Below are 19,678 nucleotides of genomic sequence, written 5' to 3'. Positions count from 1 at the left end.
TTCTAAGCGTTAATTTTAACAAAAAAATGCTGGGACATAAGTATCCCAGCTTAAGGTAGACCCAAACAATTATACAAAGATACAGATTCATATAATTGTTTGGCTATTTTATTAATTAAAAAAAGATGCTTACGTCCTACTCTTCCCTAAAAGGAAAATTGTATTTCATTAAATGGCCAATAGCGCAAGCTGACTTTCCCAACTACTTGGTCAATAGAAATAAATCCGAAATGTCGGCTATCCCAGCTCCCTAATCGATTATCCCCTAATACAAATAATTTCCCCTTCGGAACTGTAACTTCTCCAGTAATCTCTTTTAATGTAAAATTCCCTGTCAGCCTTCCTGAAGATACTTGTTTGCGGTAGTCATCTAAGAAAGGCTCCTCATACTTTTTCCCATTTATAAATAGGTGGTCATCTCTATATTCTACTTTATCTCCAGGGATGCCAATTACTCGTTTCACATAATCATCATTTTTATTTGCATGAAAAACAATAATATCAAAGTGATTAAAATCAGTCATTTTATAACCAACTTTATTAACAACTAATTTATTTCCGTCCTGCAGGGTAGGCATCATCGACTCGCCTTCCACTACATAATTGGAGAAGAAAAAAGCACGAATTATAATAAAGATGATAATTCCGATAGCAAATGCCTTTAACCATTCTATGCTTTCTTTCTTTATTGCTTCTTTCAACCTCTATCTCCTCCAAACAATATTTACAAACCATTTTTTAATGGCTTCTCTCTTTCTCATCAATCCCTACATTATTCATTTTCATTTCGATTCTTTTTCCAATAAACCAAAGAATAAAGATAGCAATCACAACAGGTATCGTACGTAATGGCTGAGCAATCATGGATCGTAAATCATAACCAATAAAGCTAATCGTACTAATCATAACAAGCTTACCAGCGATTACTGCCAGAATATATTGGCTTGTACTAATTCTCGATAAACCAGCTACTATATTTACAAGTGCAGATGGTGTAAATGGAAAACATAAAAGCAAGAACAAAGGACCAAATCCATGTCTTTCAATCCAGATCATTGGCTTCTGCACTTTTTTATGATTACTTAAAAATCTCAGCATTCTTTTTTTTCCATATTTCCTAATAATCGAGAATACAAGCAATGCTCCTAAAATTGTTCCAACCCATGAATAGAGAAATCCCAGCCAAAATCCAAATGCGTTCACATTAGCCATAATAAAAACAAACAGCGGCAAAAAAGGTAAAAACGCTTCTATCAGCGGCAGCAGGACCCCTGGCAACGGTCCAAATGAACGATAACTATCAATTAAATCCATTATTCTATCAAGTGTAAACCATTCTTTCATTAAGTTTATATCCATGAGCACAAAACCCCTTGTATAACTTACGCATCTTTTCGTATGTGTATTCTTTCAATAGTGTTGATTTTTTAATTAATCCAATAAAATACAAGGATCATTCCGCTCCTTATATAGCCATTCTCATTTTAACATCGGCAGACCCAAAATTCCCCTGCCTTTTCCATTTTATTCATACATTGCTAATAAACATAAAGAGTATGTTAAAAAACACTCCATTTATTGCGCTAGAAATTCTTTTATCGCTGCTTTATTCGCTTCTAAATCGACAGATAATACAGCTGCCCCATTCACTCTCATATCTTGAAAAGTTCCGTCTACTGGAACTCTTAACGATTCTACCTCATGACTTTTTGAAGTCAGTAAATCTTTCCCGATAAATAGCATGTCGCCAGTATCCATGCTCGTATTAATATATGGCATAATAACTCCTGCCAATTTGGGTAATTTTGCAAATGTTTGAACCGCAGAAACTTGATCAGCGATTGCTTGTAATGTTTTTTGTTGTCTTGATACTCTGCCAAAGTCTGATTCTGCATCGTGTCGGAAGCGTACATATCCCAGTAACTGTTTTCCATTTAAATGTTGTAGTCCCGGCTCTAATGTCACACCAATATTTTTAGACATTTGCTTTTCTACATCGATCTCTACACCATTTGGGAATGCTTCATCAATTACTGCTTCAAATCCTTCAAAATTTACAATTGCATAATATTGTAAATCTATATCAAAATTTTGTTTAATGGTTTGTCTTAGTAATTCAGGACCATCAATCGTATATGCTGTATTGATTCTACCTTGTCCATATCCTGGTATATCTACATACATGTCTCTCATTAACGATATGATTTTATATGTTCCTTTATCTGGATGATATTGGGCAATCATAATTGTATCTGTTCTAGATTGCTTTTCGCCTTTACGCTGGTCGCTTCCCAGTAAAAGAATATTCGTGCCCCCATTACTATCTTTTTCCCCATTAAATTCATATTTAACCTCGTCTATTCCTATCTTCCCTAACGATTGCTTTTCGCCTTGCTTAAATTGAAAAATACTATATATAGTTACAGCTAGTATAAATAGAATAAGGAATAGAAAGAAGACTCTTCCTTTTCGTAATCTCCTTCTTTTCTTTCCTTTTCTATACTCCGCTCTCCCCATTTCTTTTAATCCTTTCTATATCAATCTCATTTTTTAATTATTTCATTATTAATTGTAACCTTCGCAAAAAATTTATAGACCTTCTTTTCCATGTAAATTCCTACTGTTATCTAGCCCCTTAATTGCTTTGTCATTATCTTTCTTTTTACTATCATATCAAAAAATGCTCCATTCTACATTTTTTTCTGCTTAAAATTACATTGCAAGGTAACATTGTCCTTTTTCTCTCTTTTTCCATATACGCTCCTCTTAAAATTTCTCTTCCAAAAGAATATTCTTATATCAACAAAAAGAGGGCACCCAACGGCGCCCTCTTAATTTCTTATATATACTCTAAAAACCAATTGTTAATATAGTTTAATCTTTCTATTCGAAGTGCGGGTTTGCCACTCCTGGAAAGTTCATGATTTGATTCTGGAAAACGGACAAATTTTGTTTCTTTCTTTTGTACCTTTAAGGCAATAAACAACTGTTCTGCCTGTTCAATTGGACAACGATAATCTTTTTCACCATGTAATATTAGTAAAGGTGTTTGTATATTATTTACATAGGCTAACGGAGAATGCTTCCACAGTGTTTCTATATCATTTAAATCTGCTTTTATTTGCCAATCAGTGAAGTAATACCCTATATCACTAACCCCATAGAAACTAATCCAATTAGAGATCGAGCGCTGTGTAACAGCTGCCTTGAAACGGTCTGTATGTCCAACAATCCAGTTTGTCATAAAGCCGCCATAGCTTCCCCCTGTAACCCCTAGGCGAGAAGCATCAATAAAATCAAATGTTTCTATTGTATAATCAACGGCATCCATAATATCTTCATAATCCTTTCCACCATAATCTCCACGTACAGCATCTACAAATTGCTGTCCATATCCATGGCTTCCTCTCGGATTAATAAATAATACAGCAAAACCATTGGAGGCTAATGTTTGAAATTCATGAAAATAAGAATTAGCATACATTGCATGCGGTCCTCCATGAATCTCTACTACCATCGGATATTTTTCGCCCTCTTTAAAACCTTGTGGCTTCATTAACCACCCATGAAGCTCCCAACCATCCCGAGACACAAATTGAAGCGGCTCTGCTTCAGAGAAAGCATGAGTTTCCGCAAACTCCTTATTTATATTTGTTATTTGCTGAGTTTCGCCAGTCTCTAAATTTAATGTATATAAATCTCCGGGATGTGTAGGTGTGCTAATAGCCACTACCGCTTTTTTTAAACTGCCTCCTGTAGATAAACCATAAACATGCTGGTTATCAATAAGAGATGGATAGATAGCTCCAGAAGTATTTCCAAAATAAACAACTGTATTTCCGTGATCTGTTGCTAAAAAGGTAAAACTTTCATTGTCCTCTCCCCACAGCATACCAGGCGTTACAGTTCCCTGTTGAAAATCACCGATTGCATAATCCCCAACATTCACATCCCATTCTGGAGTTAAGCATTGTAGAGAATCCGTTTCTATCTCATACACCCATAGCTGAGATAGGGTAGCATTTTCATACTCTCTGCCGCTCCCTATTAATCCTAATCTTCTACTATCAGGAGTCCATGTTGCTTTTCCGTAATTTCCATTGCTTTCCGTAATCTTCTTCCAACTGTCTTCTTTTCTATTATAGAGATAAATATCAGAGATAAAACTGAAATCCTTTTCTTTGCTTTCATCTGCACTAATTGCTATGTATTGCCCATCAGGTGACCAGCTTTGCAAATAATAATTATTTTCTCCAGAAGTAAGTTGTGTGATTGTTTTATTCTTAATATTTAAGACAGCAATATGATCATAACTGCCATCCCAAAAGCCCTTTCCGTCTGATTTATATTTCATATTTGTCACTTCTAGAGCAGAGAGCTTTTCCTCCTTCTCGTCTGTTTTCATCTCTTTATTTTCTACTGTTTCTCCTTTTTTTAAATAGCATTGAAAAGCTATTTCTGTCCCATCAGGTGACCATACTGGATTACTCACTCCGTTCGCTAAAGCAGTAAGCTGCTCCGCTTCTCCACCTTTTTTATTTAATAAAAATAATTGATTTGTTCCAGAACGATTAGAAATAAAGACAACTTCTTCTCCAGTCGGTGACCATCTTGGAGAATGATTTCGATGTTTCCCAAACGTCCATTGCATTGTTTCAAGTGTGTTTAGATCTTTATGATAAATATTGGAATAATATTTATCAGTCTCTTTGCAAATGGAAGTGACTACATACAAACATTCTTCCCCTTTTACTTGAGGATCCACCACAGATTTTAATTCATATAAATCTTCTGCATTTATTCTTTTACTTTCTTTCACTTCCATCTTCCTTCCTTATTAAAATAATTATATATTTCGACAACTGAAATACCTTTCCCTTCTTCAGCTGCCTTTTTTCTTTTCTATATTTTATCAAAGATAGCAATTGAGCCTCGTACATTACAGAGGCAAATCTTTAACCCACCCGAAAATTGTCATTATTCACTTGAAAATAGGAAATAAAAAAGGTATGATCATAAAAAGAGAACAAATGTTCTGTTTTATATTGAAGGAAAGGGGTAACGAGTATGACAAGAATTCCCGAAATAGAAAGAGATGTTATGGAAAAAGCTATTTATCTTCCTATGCTTTTAACAATACTTAATCGAGATCTGCAGGTCATCAAAATAAGTAATTTAAAATTAAAACAACCTTATATAGATTTACTCGAAAATGCAATGAAAGTAGTACAATCGGAGTTAAGAAAAACGAAGAATTATATGTATAAGCATACAATGAAGATTCAAGAAGTAAATCGTGATGAAGCATTTACCATGTTTTTATTTATTTATAACGGCTATGAAGAATATCATAACTACTTTAACCCCCGCCTTCGGAATAAAGTTCAGGAATTATTGGAGCATTATTTATACAAAAGGTTTACTATTAGCTAACAAAAACAAATAAAAAAAGTTCAATTACTATCCTGCTTTTTTTTATACATCATTTGAGCTTCTGCTAATTTTTTTTGTTTATCCACCAGTAAACTTTTATATGTTAACTTGGGATTAATACTTGCTTCATGATTATAACGCTGTAATGTTTTAAGAGAATTTGTCCGCATTATCTGATTTCTTAGGGTATAGAGCGAAACCCCTATTTCTACACTTTGCAAATTTTGAAACGTTATTCTTACCTTAGAAGCTTCTATTTTTTTGGTATCAAGAATATGATGAAGAGAAATCCATGCACAGTTGTTATTCCTAGGAGAATGAGTGGGAAAAAAATAAACGGAATTAAAATCATCAATTACAATTGGAAGTTTATGATAATAGGTCATTAGTTGGCGAGTCCCCTCCCTTCTCCCTTCATAAGAACTTCCCAGATAACCACATGTTGCTTTCACAATCATTAACGGACTAAGTTTGCATAAGAAAACATTATTATGTTCATATACCTTTGAATAGATATCGCCATTAGCTACAATGGAAGGCAAGACTGCAAGCGTATGATAATTAATATAATACTTATCGACTATTAAATAATTTTCTTCCAACGATAAATCCTCCTTTTTTTAGTAATCTTCCCCTATAATAGCACTTTTTACCTAATGAAACTTAAGACAAAATAATTTTTCAGAATATAGACATACTTTATAATCAAATTTCATAATTTTAAAAAAACAAATTGATAATTATCCATTTCTCCCATATAATATTAAAAAGGCATCAGGAGGGAAAGACAATGAATGATAAGTCCTATACTGAGTTTACAAAGTTAAGTGGCCAGAAAAAAAACACAAATACTTATGTAAAAGACCTCTATATTGAAATGTTGCTTTCTGAAATTCAATTAAATAATGAAAAAGCAAATTTGATGTCCTTGATTGATAAAGCCATTGATGAACATGACAGAGAAACATTCAACGAACTGAGCAGCGAATTTAATTTATTATGTAAGCGCTTCGGAACTTGATAATAGTGGATTATTTTAAAGCCAAAGGATGTTCTTAAAGAGTCTAATCACCTACTATGATTAAATTCTTTAAGACATCCTTTATTTTTGGATTATTATTTTTTCTGATTTTGTAATCGAATGCTTTCTTCTTCCAGCTTACTAATTCTCTCCAGCATCGTCGGATGGCTATAGCGGAATATTTTTACCAATAAAGGTGGATTCACTTCACTCAGTCCGGTCTTTGCTAGCTTCTGAAATGTAACAATACCCGCCTCTGGATTTTCTGTTAATTCGACTGCATAATGATCAGCTCTTTTTTCCTCATATCTTGAAATGACATTAGTTAATGGGTTTACAGCAAATAGCAGCATCGAAATTAATAAAAGAATTAAAGGGAAGGACTGTATATCCTCTACTTTTACAATTTTAAGTTCTGTCCCCCATCGATTTACAATCCAGTGCAGCAATTTATAAATAAAATACAAACCAAATAAAGAGGAAAATAAGGAGATACCTATTCCTATATAAATATGTTTTTCTACATAATGAGCCATTTCATGTGCCATTACAAATAAAATTTCGTCATTATCTAATTCCTTTAAACTAGTATCCCACAGCACAATTCTTGCATTGCTCCCTATCCCTGTAACATAAGCATTTAACGCCCTCGTTTTATCTGACATATTTACTTCAAAAACATGCTCTGCTGGAATATTAGAAGCACTCGCAAGCTTCAATATCTCTGCCTCTAATTCTTTATCCTTTAAAGGGGTGAAATCATTGTATAGCGGGTCAATGACGACAGGCTGAATAAACGTGAGAAATAAAGTAAAAGGAATGGATAGTACCCAGGCATAAAGCCACCACCTCTTTTGACTCTTGCTCATTAGCCAGTATAAGACGGAAACAATAAGAAACATAATGACATAATTCACCCAAAAATCAATGAATTGATCCTTCATCCAAGAAGGAAAGCTCTGGGTAGAAATATGATAGGTTTTCGATACAGAATAACTAATATAACTAAGTGGAAAGGTAATAATAAAGGCAGTTATATTCAGCCAAAATAAGTAAATAGCCGTTTGTATCGACTTATATTTCGCAGAAGCCTCTCCCCATTTTTTAAATACTTTGGAAAAACCAAATAACAAAACAAATAAGTAAAAAAGCCATTCAAATGGTGTAGAAATAAAAAACAAGAAGTTCCTTACCCGTGAATATTCCCCACTTAATACTAATTCTCTGCTATTTAAAAAGGTACTTGGATCTGCTTGGGATCCTTGATATTCAAAGGGCAAAGCTGGACTAGTATATTGAAATAAATACCAATAAAAAAACAAACCGTATAACACATAGGCAACTACTGCATAAAAGCCAATTTTTCTAGTCATAATCTCCCTCCTGCCTGCCTAGTACAACCTATTATTAATAAGTAGTCCAAAAAGAATTTTTTTAGAACTAAAAGGAGATATTTTCACTATTTATTTTGATGTAAAAAAAGCGTATCCAGCTCTCCGTTGCACTCTTACTTTCAAAAAGGGTATAAAAAAAGCATCCAAAATAAGAAGAAACCTTCTATCATTTAAGATGCTAAAAATTATTCTTCTATATAATCAATAAATCAATTGCAGAAAATCTTCTTTTGTCACATTTCCAAAATAATGCTTTATGGAAATATCGCCTAATGCCTTTTCTAATTCGGAGCGGTCATAGCGGACCCCGATCAGTCGTTTTTCAATATCTTCTACATCGCCAACTCCAAAGAAATCACCATAAATTTTGCAGTTTTTCACAATTCCTTTTACTACATCAAATCTTACATCGATTTGACCAACTGGGAAACGATGTGAATGCTGTAAATTGAATTTAGGAGATTTGCCATAATTCCAATCCCAATTTTGATATCTTTCTTTAGATAATTGATGAATTTTTTCCCAATCTTCTGCTGTTAAGACATATTCTTGAATATTCTCTTCCCCTTCAAAAAGATAGCTTAATAACAGGCTGCGAAATTCTTGAATGGATATTTTTTCTGGAAGAAATTCAGTAATGTTTGCTACTCTGCTTCTTACTGATTTAATCCCTTTGGATTCGATTTTGTCTTTTTTCACTTTTAGCGCTGACACAATATGATCCATTTCTGAATCAAATAATAATGTTCCGTGCGTAAACATTCTTCCTCTTGTAGAAAATTGTGCATTGCCAGAAATTTTTCTACCTTCAGCAAGAAGATCATTACGACCACTTAATTCAGCATTTACTCCCATGCTTTTAAGTGCTTGAACAACAGGCTCGGTGAATTTTCTAAAGTTATGAAAGCTATTCCCGTCATCTTTCGTGATAAAGCTATAGCTTAAATTACCTAAGTCATGATAGACGGCACCGCCGCCAGATAATCTTCTAACAACATGTATGCCATTTGACTCTACATAATCAGTATTAATTTCTTCTATCGTATTCTGGTTTTTCCCAATAATGATAGAAGGTTCATTTATATAAAATAAAAGATACGTTTCATTTATGTCTAAGTTTTTCAAAGCATACTCTTCAATTGCTAGATTAATGCGTGGATCTGTTATCCCTTTATTATCTATAAACAGCATAAAAAGACACCCCTTATAATTTTGTAGAATTATATCCAATTTTCCCGAATTTAATTACCCTTTTATACTATAACGAAAAAACGGGAAATAATCACTTCATTTGTACTTTTTTCATCGAATTGGCAAAGTTTAAGAAATGGAGTGATCTTTTAGACACCATATAAAAAGCTGCAACTATGTATCTTCCCCACACTCTATCAAGGTTTCGCACAATAGAGGTAACTTAAGAAGATATAAAGTTAGCAGCTTTTTCAAATTATTCTACTGTTACTTCTACTTCCTTATTTGTATAATACCGTTTGTATTTAAAAATAAAATAAACAGCTGTACCTGCAAAGAATACAAGTGGGTAAATACCAAGAATCTCTGCATTATGCCACATAAAGTCCATATCACCAGTAGAGATAACTGCTTTTAATCCAGCTACTGAATAAGACATTGGCAATAGATTGTGAATATGTTGTAAAACATTTGGTATTAACTCTAATGGGAAAGTACCCGCACTTGTTGTTAATTGGAAAATCATGATGATGACGATAATAAATCGTCCTGGGTTTCCAAATAAAGTAACCAAAAATTGAATAATCGAGAAAAACACTAAACTAGTTAGAATGGTAAATAGGATAAACAATGGTACACTTTCCACTTCCATTCCTAAGATGACTAGCAACACAAAGGAGGCAACTAAAGCCTGTAAGATTCCTACCCCAATCAAAATAATCGTTTTGCTTAAGAACCAACGAATTCCACTTTTTGGCTGTTCTTCTGGTTCTGCAAAAGAGAACACAATTGAGAGCATTAATGCACCAACAAATAGTCCTAGCGAAATGAAATATGGAGCTAAGCCAGTTCCATAGTTTGGCACATCCGATACTTTGTCTTGGTCAACTAAGATTGGTTCAGCTATCATGTCATATGTTTTTTCATCAGAATGGATGGAACTTGCTTCCTCAGCTCCGTCTGATAATTTAGACGAAAGCTCCTTGCTTCCATCTAATAAGGATGATGTTCCATTTACCAATTCTTTTGATCCATCTTTGAGCAAATTGGTTCCATCTGATAAAGCAGTCGATCCTGTTGCAAGTGTATTCATCCCTGATACTAAAGTATTTGCACCAGAAGACAATTTAGTAGAACCATCAACAGCTTTTGCGAATTCAGAAGCATACTTATTCATACCAGCCACAAATTGTTCCTGACCAGCTACCTGCTGTTTTACCCCATTTTCTAGCTGGCTGCTTCCATCACTTAACTGATTAATGCCTGTTTGCAATTGTTTTTGCCCTTTATTTAAGTCTGTTATGCCATTAGACAAGCTTGTTCCGCCGGCTGCAAGCTGGTCTGCTGCTTGACTTAACGCTTTTGTATTGGTGGCAATCGAAGAACTGCCGTCCACCAACCCTTTAAGTGCTGCTACAAGCTGCTGCTTATTTTCTTCTGGCAAACCTTGCAGCATGGGCATTATCGCATTAATTGTTTCCTGTAAGGTTGTTGCACCTTCATGCAACTGATTAGCTCCAGCAGCTAATTGTTCTGATTTATCGCTCCAGTCTGTTAAGCCTTGTGTTAAAGTATTGGAGCCTGTTTGCAGCTTATTTGTCCCTTCTATTAACGAAGGAATATTTGCTTTAACTGTGTTGATTCCATCTTTGGCTTGCGAAACACCATCAAGAATTGCCTGGTCTCCCCCTTGCAGTTTCTGTGCAGCATTATTTAATTCCCCTTGGGCTGATTGCAATTGCGTTAATCCTTGCTTTAAATCATCTGCTCCATTGGCAAGCTCTTTCACTCCATTATTAGCACTATTAACACCATCGGAAAATTGTATAGACTTTTCAGCAAGTGTTTCTAGATTTTTATACACTTCTTCTGTACCCGATTTTACTTTATCTGTTCCATCTTTTAAATCTTTTGCACCATTACTTGCTGTTTTTAAGCCGTCTGACATTTCCGTAATATTTTCAAAAATAGATTCCGCATAGGTTTCTGTCACTTCTTTACTAACACCTTGCTTTATTTTTTCAATTGCGGAATTCCCTATTTGAGAAGAAATAAAGTTATATCCTGGATTAGAAACATATTTTAGATCCAATTTTTGTGGATTATCTTCAAGTAATGTTGTCGCATTATCGGAAAAATCCTTAGGGATTTCTATCAGCATATAATACTTCTGATTTTTTAAATTTTTATAAGCAGTTTCTTTATCGACAAATTTAAAATTAAAGTCTTCGCTGTCCTTTAAATTTTCCACTAAATCTTTTCCAATATCTAATGTTTTTCCATTCATCTCTGTCCCAGTATCTTCATTCACAACGGCAACAGGCAATTTATCTAAGTTTCCATAAGGATCCCAGAAGGCCCATAAATAAATACCAGCATATAATATCGGAACAAACACAATAGCGATAACAGAGATCAGCATCATTTTATTTTTAAAAATAGAGGACAGCTCTGCCTTTAGTAAACTTTGTTTCATATAATTCCCTCCATTTTTAATCAATCATTTATCCTTTAAAAAACAATTCTAATAGCTTAGTTAAAAGAAAAACATCCTGGTTATTAACTTTAATAACTAACAGACTATTTTCTCATTTATTAAGCGGGTTTGCTAATCCATGAAATAAATGTAATTCAAAACTAGAAGCTATTTCCTCTGTAGTAAGAGGTGGATGTTGTTTCTCCCACTCAAAAATAAGCGCTAAGTATACTTTAATAATAATAAAGGATGTCAACTCTGGATTCTGGGTTTCAATCTCTCCTTTATCTATCGCTTCTTGTACACGTGTTTTCATATAATTTAAGATCGCATTTTCTAAATGGCTAATTACTTCCTTTACTTCCAGTGTACCAATTTCTCGCTGTTCTTGAAAAAGCTTAACCGTCAGATGATGCTCTTTACGGTATTCAAGCATATTCATCAGTGCACGATGGGCATTTTCCATAAACGTAGAAGAAGGATCAAATGACTCATCTGCTCTTTCCTTCATTTCTTTAATTAAATCATTAACAATTTCAAAAAAGAGCTCCTCTTTATTTTTAAAAAAAGTATAAATCGTTCCTTTTCCTACATTTGCAATTTTAGCGACATGATCCATAGTTGTTGCTTTATAACCAAACATAGAAAATGATTTAGTCGCCGCTTCTAAAATAAGCTTCCTACGATCAACAGCCAAATATTCCACCTCTTTCTTTCCATGCGAATAAAAACAGTTTCTCCAGTTATGTAGAAGAGATTTTCTCTCCAACCATTTATTCGCACTTATTCGCCATTTATGCATTCATTATTGATTCACCACAAAACTGACTAAAATAACATTTCGGTCAGTTAGTACAAAAAAGAATATATCACAGAGTTAAACCCGTTGCAACAAAAGAAACCAAGTGATTTTCGAAAAAATCACTTGGTTCCGTTTACAATATAATAACATCAACAAAAAATAATTTACGGCACTTTACCCTTTAATAGGTACTGCAATTTCTTTTAAAACCACTGTTGCTAGTGCGTCAATAAATTCCGGCTGAGCATTTGGCATTTTTGGTCGATAATAGCTTGCTCCAACTTCTTCCGTCACAACAAGGCACTCGTAATCATTGTCATATAAGACTTCTAGATGTTCCGCTACAAATCCTACTGGCACATATACAAATGCTTTATATCCATATTTCGCATGTAAATCTCTTGTTAAATCCTGGACATCTGGACCAAGCCAAGGATCTGGTGTATTTCCCGCACTTTGCCAGCCTAGATAATAAGTAGATATACCTGCTCCCTTTGCAATTAACTCTGCTGTATCCTTTAATTGGTCTGGATAAGGATCTCCATATTGAAGGATTTTTTCTGGCAAACTATGCGCAGAGACAATTAACGCTGCATTTTCTCGTTCTTCTTGTGACATTTTAGCGTATGTCTCTTTTAATTGATTAATCCAATAACGAATAAATTTGGGCTCCTTATACCAGCTTTCGATACTATGAATGGTTAAGCCCCCTAATTTTTCTGCTTCTTCTTTAGCACGATTATTATATGCCTTAATACTAAAGGTAGAGTAATGAGGGGCTAACACAATACTCACTGCTTCTTCGATTCCATCTTCATGCATCATCTTTACTGCATCTTCTACAAATGGTTCAATATGCTTCAATCCTAAATACATTTTAAATTCAATATCATCTTGTATCTCATTAAGATGTGCTTCTAAACCCTTTGCTTGTTCCATCGTAATTTTTGCTAATGGAGAAATGCCGCCAATTGCTTCGTAGCGACTTTTTAAATCTGCCAGCATTTCATCTGTCGGCTTTCTACCATGTCTAATATCTGTATAATATCTTTCAATATCTTCTTCCTTATATGGTGTACCATATGCCATAACGAGAAGCCCCATTTTTTTTCGACTCATTTTTCATTACCTCGCTTCTTTCTATTATTTTGTATCTTTTTGATTTTAGCTATCCTTAAAATCCCTTTTATTTGCCTGAGCGCTTACTACTTAGTAAGTCACCGGAATATTCATGAATAAAACCAGTCAATTTTTTCAAAACAGCTGGATCTACATCTGGGAACACACCATGTCCTAAATTAAAGATAAAGCCTTGCTGCTCTATTCCCTGTTCAATGATTTGCTTTGCTTTTTCCTCAATAACACTCCATGGTGCAAGAAGTACTGCGGGATCTAAATTTCCTTGTACAGCTTTGGTTACTCCCATTTTTCTTGCTTCTGATATAGGTAAGCGCCAATCTAGCCCAACTACATCTAAGGAAAGATCATTCCATTCAAGCGCCAAATGACTCGCCCCGACTCCATGCATAATGAAAGGAACATTTTCATTCTCCAGCTCAGAAAAAATCCTATTCATGACCGGCTTTATAAATAATCGATAGTCCTCCACATTTAAAGCACCTACCCACGAATCGAATATTTGAATCGCACTAGCACCTGCATTAATTTGCGCCTTTACGTAGGTAACCACCATATTACCAAGCTTTTCCATTAAAGCATACCAAGCTTCTGGTTTAGCATACATAAACGCTTTTGTCTTATGATAGTTTTTGGATGGTCCACCTTCAATCATGTAACTAGCAAGAGTAAAAGGAGCGCCGGAAAAGCCTATTAACGGAACATTTAATTGTTCGGTTGTAAGCAGTTTAATCGTGTCAAGGACATATTTAATATCTTGCTCAGGATGTAACATACCAAGTCTTGTAATATCCTCCATTGACTGAATAGGATTCTCTATCACAGGTCCGATTCCTGATTTTATTTCCACATCAACCCCAATGGCCGGAAGCGGCGTCATAATATCTTTATATAATACTGCAGCATCGACATCATACTGATCAACCGGCAATTTCGTAACATAAGCACATAGCTCTGGCTGATGCGTTATTTCAAATAAAGAATATTTCTCTTTAATTGCTCGGTATTCAGGCTGCGAGCGGCCTGCCTGTCGCATATACCATACCGGAACATATTCAGTGGGCTGTCCTTTTGCCGCTTTAATAAATGTATCTTTCATCTGTTTATTCATCCTTTTGATGTCCACCTTTCAAAGGTATGTATTTCGTTCTATATAGTGATTAACGTTTTTTATTTATAATAATTATTAAGTTATAATATTTATAAATAATATGCAAGTAAAAAGTTTTTTAAACAAATTTTTTTATGAACAACATTTGTTTCCAAGTTATTACCATCCCAATAAAAAGGAATGCCTGTCCTAGACATCCCATTCTTTTTTTTACTATATGTAAAAATCTTCTTTCCCAATCATGCATATATTTCAATAATATATCTTTTTTACTATCTTTGCATAGATAACTTATCACTTTGTCACAATTTAGACATTTTTTACCCAAAATTAAAGGAGATTACACCTCTTTTGCTAATTATAGGCAGCGCATACAAAAAGTTAAATCATGAGAACATAAGGGAAAAGCTTTAAATGGAACTAGGCATCTCGAATAACACGGTAGTTAATGTTAATATACAAATGAGAATAGTTTAAGAGGGTTTTATCGTAACTTTCCGCTTTCTATTGTATGCTTAAAATATCCTTATGACTTGGAGGGAGATTAGTGAATATCTATCTTACTAGCGGAACCTATGATTATTTAGGGAAAAAATACGAAAGTAAGTTTTCGAATGAAACATTGTTATTAATGCAGGAAGAAGCCAGCGATCGGGCGATACTACTACACGAAAGTCAAGCTCCTTCTTTCTTCCAAGAACCAAGAAGCTATGACATTTTATTCAGTTATGGAATGTTAGAAAATAAAGGGTTTATTACCATGAATCATATTCCAGTAAGTGAAGAAAATAAACCTGTTTTCGAGCATAAGATGATGAAGTACTTTACATCTATCCCAAACAAAACAATGACAGCTATACGCTTCCTTCGTCCTGCTAAGGGAGACACCTATATCCTCTTTTGTCTATGGGAAGAAAAAGCGAATTATATAAAATGGAAACAGCACGAAGCAAATGTAGAAGCTCCCATAGGTAAGAGTAATGAAAAAAGCTGGAATAGTTCCCAGCATTCTATCTTTAATGGAAAACCGTATTTTGTACAATTAACGATTCCAAATGAAGAAAAAGCGTAATTAATCTAGTAGCCAGCTGAACTTATGACTATCTTGTTTTAATAATGCCATTCCTATTGGCATACACAGCAGCTTGGGTTCGGTCGGCTACTGCTAATTTCGATAAGATGTTGCTTACATGTGTCTTTACTGTTTTGATTCCAATATATAGTTCTTCACTAATAGCCTGATTAGTCATTCCTTCTCCAATACACATTAATACATCTAATTCTCTTTCTGTTAAATCATCATGTGGCTTTCTTTCTGTTGCTCGCAATTTTTTCACCATCACGTTAGCAACCTTTGGCTCAATCACTGCTTCGCCAGTATAGGCTTTCTTAATTGCTTGCACGACCTCTGTAGCACTTGCTGTTTTTAATAAATAACTAAATGCGCCTGCTTCTATTGCCGGAATGACTTGTGCTTCATCATAGAAGCTTGTAATTATGATTACTTTGCAGCTAGGATACTCTTTTAAAATAGCCTTTGTTGCTTCAATACCATTCCCGTTTTCCATTAATAAATCCATTAACACAATATCCGGCTTCTCCTTTAGTACAAGCTGAACTGCAGTCTGACCACTATTTGCCTCTCCCATAATGTGAATATTGGGTTCTGTCATTAGGTAAGAAATAATTCCTTTTCTCACCATTTCATGATCATCTACTACTACCACTCTAATCATTTTCCCACCCCTTTGTTGGCACTCGAATATCAATATAAGTTCCTTCTCCCATTTTCGAACGAAGTTCCATCACTCCACCAATTTCTTCACAGCGCTCTCTCATTGTCTTTAACCCATATGATGCAATTCTTTCTATCGTCGGATCAAAGCCTTTGCCATTATCACTTATATGTAGAGAAGCATATTCTTCTCGTTCTTCCAAAATGATTCTTACTTTATCTGCATGAGAATGACGAAGCACATTGGATAGGGCCTCTTGAACAATTCGAAAAAGATGTTCCTGTCCAGCCGTAGATAGACCATCTATTTCATCAATGCTTGCAGAAAAATGAAGCATTGTTTTTTCTTTCAGCTCTTGAATAAGCTTGATTATGCCATCACACAACGTATCATTGCTTAATTCAATCGGTCTTAGATGAAGCAGCAATGCTCGCATTTCCCCTTGCGCTTTTCCCGCAATCGAAACAATTTCCTGTAACTGCTGCTTGGCTAAAGCAGGATCCCGGTCAAAAATTTTATATGCAGCAGAAGACATCATATTTAATGCAAATAATTGCTGACTAACAACATCATGCAAATCCCTCGCCAGTCGTTGTCTTTCTTCTATTACTGCGGCATTGTGGGCTGTTTGCCCGAGCGTTGTTTTTTCATTTGCTAATCTCTGCAAAGAATGAATTTGCTCTTGTTGATAATCAGCGAGCTGATTAAGTTCTTCTTTTACATCATAAACATACTCACTTGTTGCAAGCGGCATTTTTGGCGGTATTTTTCCTCTCCTTAAAGATGATATAAACCAAAATATTTCATCTAATTGTTTCTTTATTTTACCGCTCCATTTAAAAGCAAAATAAAAACCCACCACTGTTATCAGAAAAAAAAAGATGGCAGCTAAGGCAAAACTCCCTATCCAAGACGTTGCAAAATTTGGAAGTAAATAGATACTTATAAATAGCAGCAAAGAAATAATCAAACTTGTTAAAATGATATTTCGATAATATCCATAACGACTAATTGTCTGTCTCATGTTTCCCCCTTATACCTTTTGCACTGTAATATCGCCAATATCAAGCAAAATATTTAGCTTTATTTTTTTTATTGCCTCTTCATAATAGGCAGATTTATGCTCCAGACTATTTCCAATTCCCTCCTTAACCGACTGCAGAATTCGTACTTCTCCAATCTTTACTTCGGCTTGAACATAAATGGCTAGATCATCTGGAACAATAATTTTCACATCCCCAATCCTCGCATGGATAAACAGCTCGGTTTCTCCTTCAGGAATAAAAGCTTTGCTAAAATCAATATAGACATCTCCTAACCCATGAGAAATTTCCATCGGTTCGACAGCCCAATTATCTGTATTATACTTAACATCTCCCATGCGAAAGGATTTCTTTGTATAACGTTTTCCGCCACTGTCATATTCAAAAGTGAACTTAGGTTTGATGAGTCCTAGTGCCATTAAAATAATAATTAATGGCCATAATTTCCAAAAATCGATAAATCTAAATTCTAATACTTGAAAACGATCCAAAAGGAGAAGAATAGAGAAAATAAGAATAAATAAGGTAAAAAATAAATTGCTTTTTCGTTTTAATGTTATTTGATAGAGCGAATACAGACCATAAACAAGCAGCAAAAACGGATATATTATGACAAATAATTTTTTTATTTCCAAGGAAATGACACCAATATTAACAAGTAATAAGATTACTCCTACAATAAGTAAACTAATAGAAAACATTATTTTGGAGATTGATCTTCTCAAAAACTCCCCTTCTTTCCTAGACATCTATAGATAGAATTTTTGTGAAATTCTAAAAAGCAGTCTTTTTCAACTATAAATCTATTGTACTACCTTTATGTAATTTTTTGCTCCTTCTTTCGATGTTTTTTTCTCCACCTTGAGAAGGAGTCTTTGGCACATTTTTCTTCCGGATTTTTAGAATAAATCCTTCCTCCCATTCCAAAGCAATGAAGTGAAACACACTATATTTTAAGGAGGTACCAATCACCTTTTACATACAGCTACATAATCTGTATTAACCGAATGGTGATAGATGCCTATAGCATCCTCCACTTCAAATCGGGAAAGGAGCTGGATTTATTTGGGTATCGAATTAACAGCACTTCATTGGATATATGTACTATTTATTGTCTTTATCATCGGCTTTATGGTAATGAGAAGAGATACTACCTTTATTTGTATCGTTGGAATCTTTCTATTAGCGATAACAGCGACCGGATCTTTAAGTACCTCGATTAGCAGTATTTTCAATAGTTTCATCTTTGCTATTACAGAATTGTTACCTACTATTGTTGTTATCTCTATTATTGTTGCAATGAGTAAAATTTTGACGAAAACAGGTATTAACGATGTAATGATTTCTCCCTTTTCCAAACTTATTCGTTCACCTGGACTCGCTTATTGGACGATCGGAATAGTAATGATGCTCATTTCTTTCTTTTTCTGGCCATCCCCCGCAGTAGCATTGATCGGAGCTGTTCTCTTACCAGTAGCTTTACGGGTTGGTCTGCCAGGAATTGCTGTTGCCATGGCAATGAATTTATTCGGCCATGGGATTGCATTATCAGGAGATTTTATCATCCAAGCTGCACCGAAACTTACAGCAGATGCTGCTGGCATACCTGTCGAAGACGTCATGCATGCAAGTATCCCCCTTGTCATTGTTATGGGGGTTGTAACAACTATTACTGCATTTTATTTTATTAAGCGCGATATGAAAAGAGGAACACTGACTTTTGCAACTGGTGTCACCTCTATTAATAAATCAGATATTCTTCCCCAAGTAAATAAATTACTACTAAGTAGTACACAAAAGAAACTGTTCGCCATTCTGATTCCCATTCTCTATATTCTTGATGTTGTTGCAATGTTTTTATTAGATTTACAAGGGGGAGATGCTACCGCACTGGTTGGTGGAACATCCATTTTTATTCTTCTTTTAATAACATTAGTAAGCTACAAAAATAAAGGCTTGGAGAAAACAACGACTTATTTGATCGAAGGATTCCAATTTGGTTTTAAAGTATTTGGACCGGTTATTCCAATCGCTGCTTTCTTTTATTTAGGTGACTCTGGTTTTAATACGATTATCGGGGACTTTCTCCCAAAGGAGTCCCACGGAATCGTCAATGATCTCGGTATTGCTCTTGCTTCCACTGTTCCATTAACGAAAGAAATTGGCGCCGTTACACTAACAGCTGTAGGAGTTATTACCGGCTTAGATGGTTCTGGCTTCTCCGGCATTTCATTAGCAGGTTCTATTGCAGGGTTGTTTGCCCATGCAATTGGCAGTGGAATAAGCACATTAACTGCTTTAGGGCAAATTGCTGCCATCTGGGTTGGCGGTGGA

18 protein-coding genes are annotated in these 19,678 nt (G+C 34.7%); 4 read left to right on the top strand and 14 right to left on the bottom strand.

From position 1 onward, the window contains the following. Positions 1–146: 146 nt before the first annotated feature. From lepB to NSS71_RS00075, 4 genes are all read right to left on the bottom strand, one after another. The gene (lepB, locus tag NSS71_RS00090; RefSeq protein WP_061797496.1) at positions 147–701 is read right to left on the bottom strand and encodes a signal peptidase I; all 555 of its coding nucleotides are present in this window, start codon (positions 699–701) and stop codon (positions 147–149) included. A gap of 37 nt (positions 702–738) precedes the next feature. Continuing rightward, positions 739–1,359, bottom strand: a complete 621-nt coding sequence (locus tag NSS71_RS00085) for a TVP38/TMEM64 family protein (RefSeq protein WP_047943089.1) — start codon at positions 1,357–1,359, stop codon at positions 739–741. Positions 1,360–1,575: 216 nt separating this feature from the next. Beyond that, positions 1,576–2,517, bottom strand: coding sequence for an LCP family protein (locus NSS71_RS00080; RefSeq protein ID WP_047943088.1), 942 nt, complete (start codon positions 2,515–2,517; stop codon positions 1,576–1,578). Between the two features lie 322 nt (positions 2,518–2,839). Beyond that, entirely contained in the window at positions 2,840–4,825 is a 1,986-nt protein-coding gene (locus NSS71_RS00075) for a S9 family peptidase (protein WP_095321627.1), read from the bottom strand. 242 nt (positions 4,826–5,067) lie between these two features. On the opposite strand from NSS71_RS00075, the gene NSS71_RS00070 reads away from it, so the two are divergent. Continuing rightward, positions 5,068–5,433 carry a hypothetical protein gene (locus NSS71_RS00070; RefSeq protein WP_095258798.1) on the top strand — a complete coding sequence of 122 codons (366 nt, stop codon included), beginning with the start codon at positions 5,068–5,070 and terminating at the stop codon, positions 5,431–5,433. A gap of 20 nt (positions 5,434–5,453) precedes the next feature. On the opposite strand, the gene NSS71_RS00065 is transcribed toward NSS71_RS00070, so the two are convergent. After that, positions 5,454–6,035 (bottom strand): competence protein ComK, encoded by a 582-nt coding sequence (locus NSS71_RS00065; protein ID WP_095258797.1) that lies wholly within the window; start codon positions 6,033–6,035, stop codon positions 5,454–5,456. A gap of 188 nt (positions 6,036–6,223) precedes the next feature. Here NSS71_RS00065 and NSS71_RS00060 point away from each other — a divergent pair, with 188 nt between their 5' ends. Beyond that, a complete protein-coding gene (locus tag NSS71_RS00060; RefSeq protein WP_061797508.1) occupies positions 6,224–6,454 on the top strand; it encodes an IDEAL domain-containing protein in 231 nt (76 codons plus the stop codon). Positions 6,455–6,549: 95 nt separating this feature from the next. On the opposite strand, the gene NSS71_RS00055 is transcribed toward NSS71_RS00060, so the two are convergent. The 6 genes from NSS71_RS00055 to hemE form a co-directional block, all read right to left on the bottom strand. Continuing rightward, positions 6,550–7,827, bottom strand: a complete 1,278-nt coding sequence (locus NSS71_RS00055) for a M48 family metallopeptidase (protein WP_095258796.1) — start codon at positions 7,825–7,827, stop codon at positions 6,550–6,552. 222 nt (positions 7,828–8,049) lie between these two features. After that, entirely contained in the window at positions 8,050–9,039 is a 990-nt protein-coding gene (locus tag NSS71_RS00050; protein WP_047943079.1) for a lipoate--protein ligase, read from the bottom strand. 256 nt (positions 9,040–9,295) lie between these two features. Next, a complete protein-coding gene (locus NSS71_RS00045) occupies positions 9,296–11,515 on the bottom strand; it encodes a YhgE/Pip domain-containing protein (RefSeq protein ID WP_047943078.1) in 2,220 nt (739 codons plus the stop codon). Positions 11,516–11,627: 112 nt separating this feature from the next. Further along, positions 11,628–12,212: a TetR/AcrR family transcriptional regulator gene (locus NSS71_RS00040; RefSeq protein ID WP_047943077.1), complete on the bottom strand. Its 585-nt coding sequence runs from the start codon at positions 12,210–12,212 to the stop codon at positions 11,628–11,630. Between the two features lie 279 nt (positions 12,213–12,491). Beyond that, a complete protein-coding gene (gene hemH / locus NSS71_RS00035) occupies positions 12,492–13,436 on the bottom strand; it encodes a ferrochelatase (RefSeq protein WP_095321626.1) in 945 nt (314 codons plus the stop codon). A 67-nt stretch (positions 13,437–13,503) separates the two neighbouring features. Next, positions 13,504–14,565 (bottom strand): uroporphyrinogen decarboxylase, encoded by a 1,062-nt coding sequence (gene hemE, locus NSS71_RS00030; protein WP_095320239.1) that lies wholly within the window; start codon positions 14,563–14,565, stop codon positions 13,504–13,506. A gap of 547 nt (positions 14,566–15,112) precedes the next feature. Between hemE and NSS71_RS00025 the strand changes: the two genes are divergently transcribed. Further along, positions 15,113–15,637, top strand: a complete 525-nt coding sequence (locus NSS71_RS00025; protein WP_047943072.1) for a hypothetical protein — start codon at positions 15,113–15,115, stop codon at positions 15,635–15,637. A gap of 28 nt (positions 15,638–15,665) precedes the next feature. On the opposite strand, the gene NSS71_RS00020 is transcribed toward NSS71_RS00025, so the two are convergent. From NSS71_RS00020 to liaF, 3 genes are read right to left on the bottom strand one after another with little or no spacing between them, the layout of a single operon-like run. Next, complete coding sequence (locus tag NSS71_RS00020) at positions 15,666–16,301, bottom strand: response regulator (RefSeq protein ID WP_095320237.1); 636 nt, start codon at positions 16,299–16,301, stop codon at positions 15,666–15,668. Beyond that, positions 16,294–17,325 carry a sensor histidine kinase gene (locus NSS71_RS00015; RefSeq protein WP_061797529.1) on the bottom strand — a complete coding sequence of 344 codons (1,032 nt, stop codon included), beginning with the start codon at positions 17,323–17,325 and terminating at the stop codon, positions 16,294–16,296. Before NSS71_RS00015 ends, NSS71_RS00020 begins: the two co-directional genes overlap by 8 nt. Before the next feature lie 9 nt (positions 17,326–17,334). Then, positions 17,335–18,069, bottom strand: coding sequence for a cell wall-active antibiotics response protein LiaF (liaF, locus tag NSS71_RS00010; RefSeq protein ID WP_341151169.1), 735 nt, complete (start codon positions 18,067–18,069; stop codon positions 17,335–17,337). 340 nt (positions 18,070–18,409) lie between these two features. Here liaF and NSS71_RS00005 point away from each other — a divergent pair. Then, a partial coding sequence (locus NSS71_RS00005) for a hypothetical protein (RefSeq protein ID WP_341151168.1) occupies positions 18,410–19,678 on the top strand: 1,269 nt, incomplete at its 3' end.

The sequence above is a fragment of the Niallia sp. FSL W8-0951 genome (genome assembly GCF_038006525.1).
GTDB classification, from domain to species: domain Bacteria; phylum Bacillota; class Bacilli; order Bacillales; family Cytobacillaceae; genus Niallia; species Niallia circulans.
Note: the sequence above shows the minus strand (reverse complement) of the source record. Positions and strands in the feature narration are given on the sequence as shown.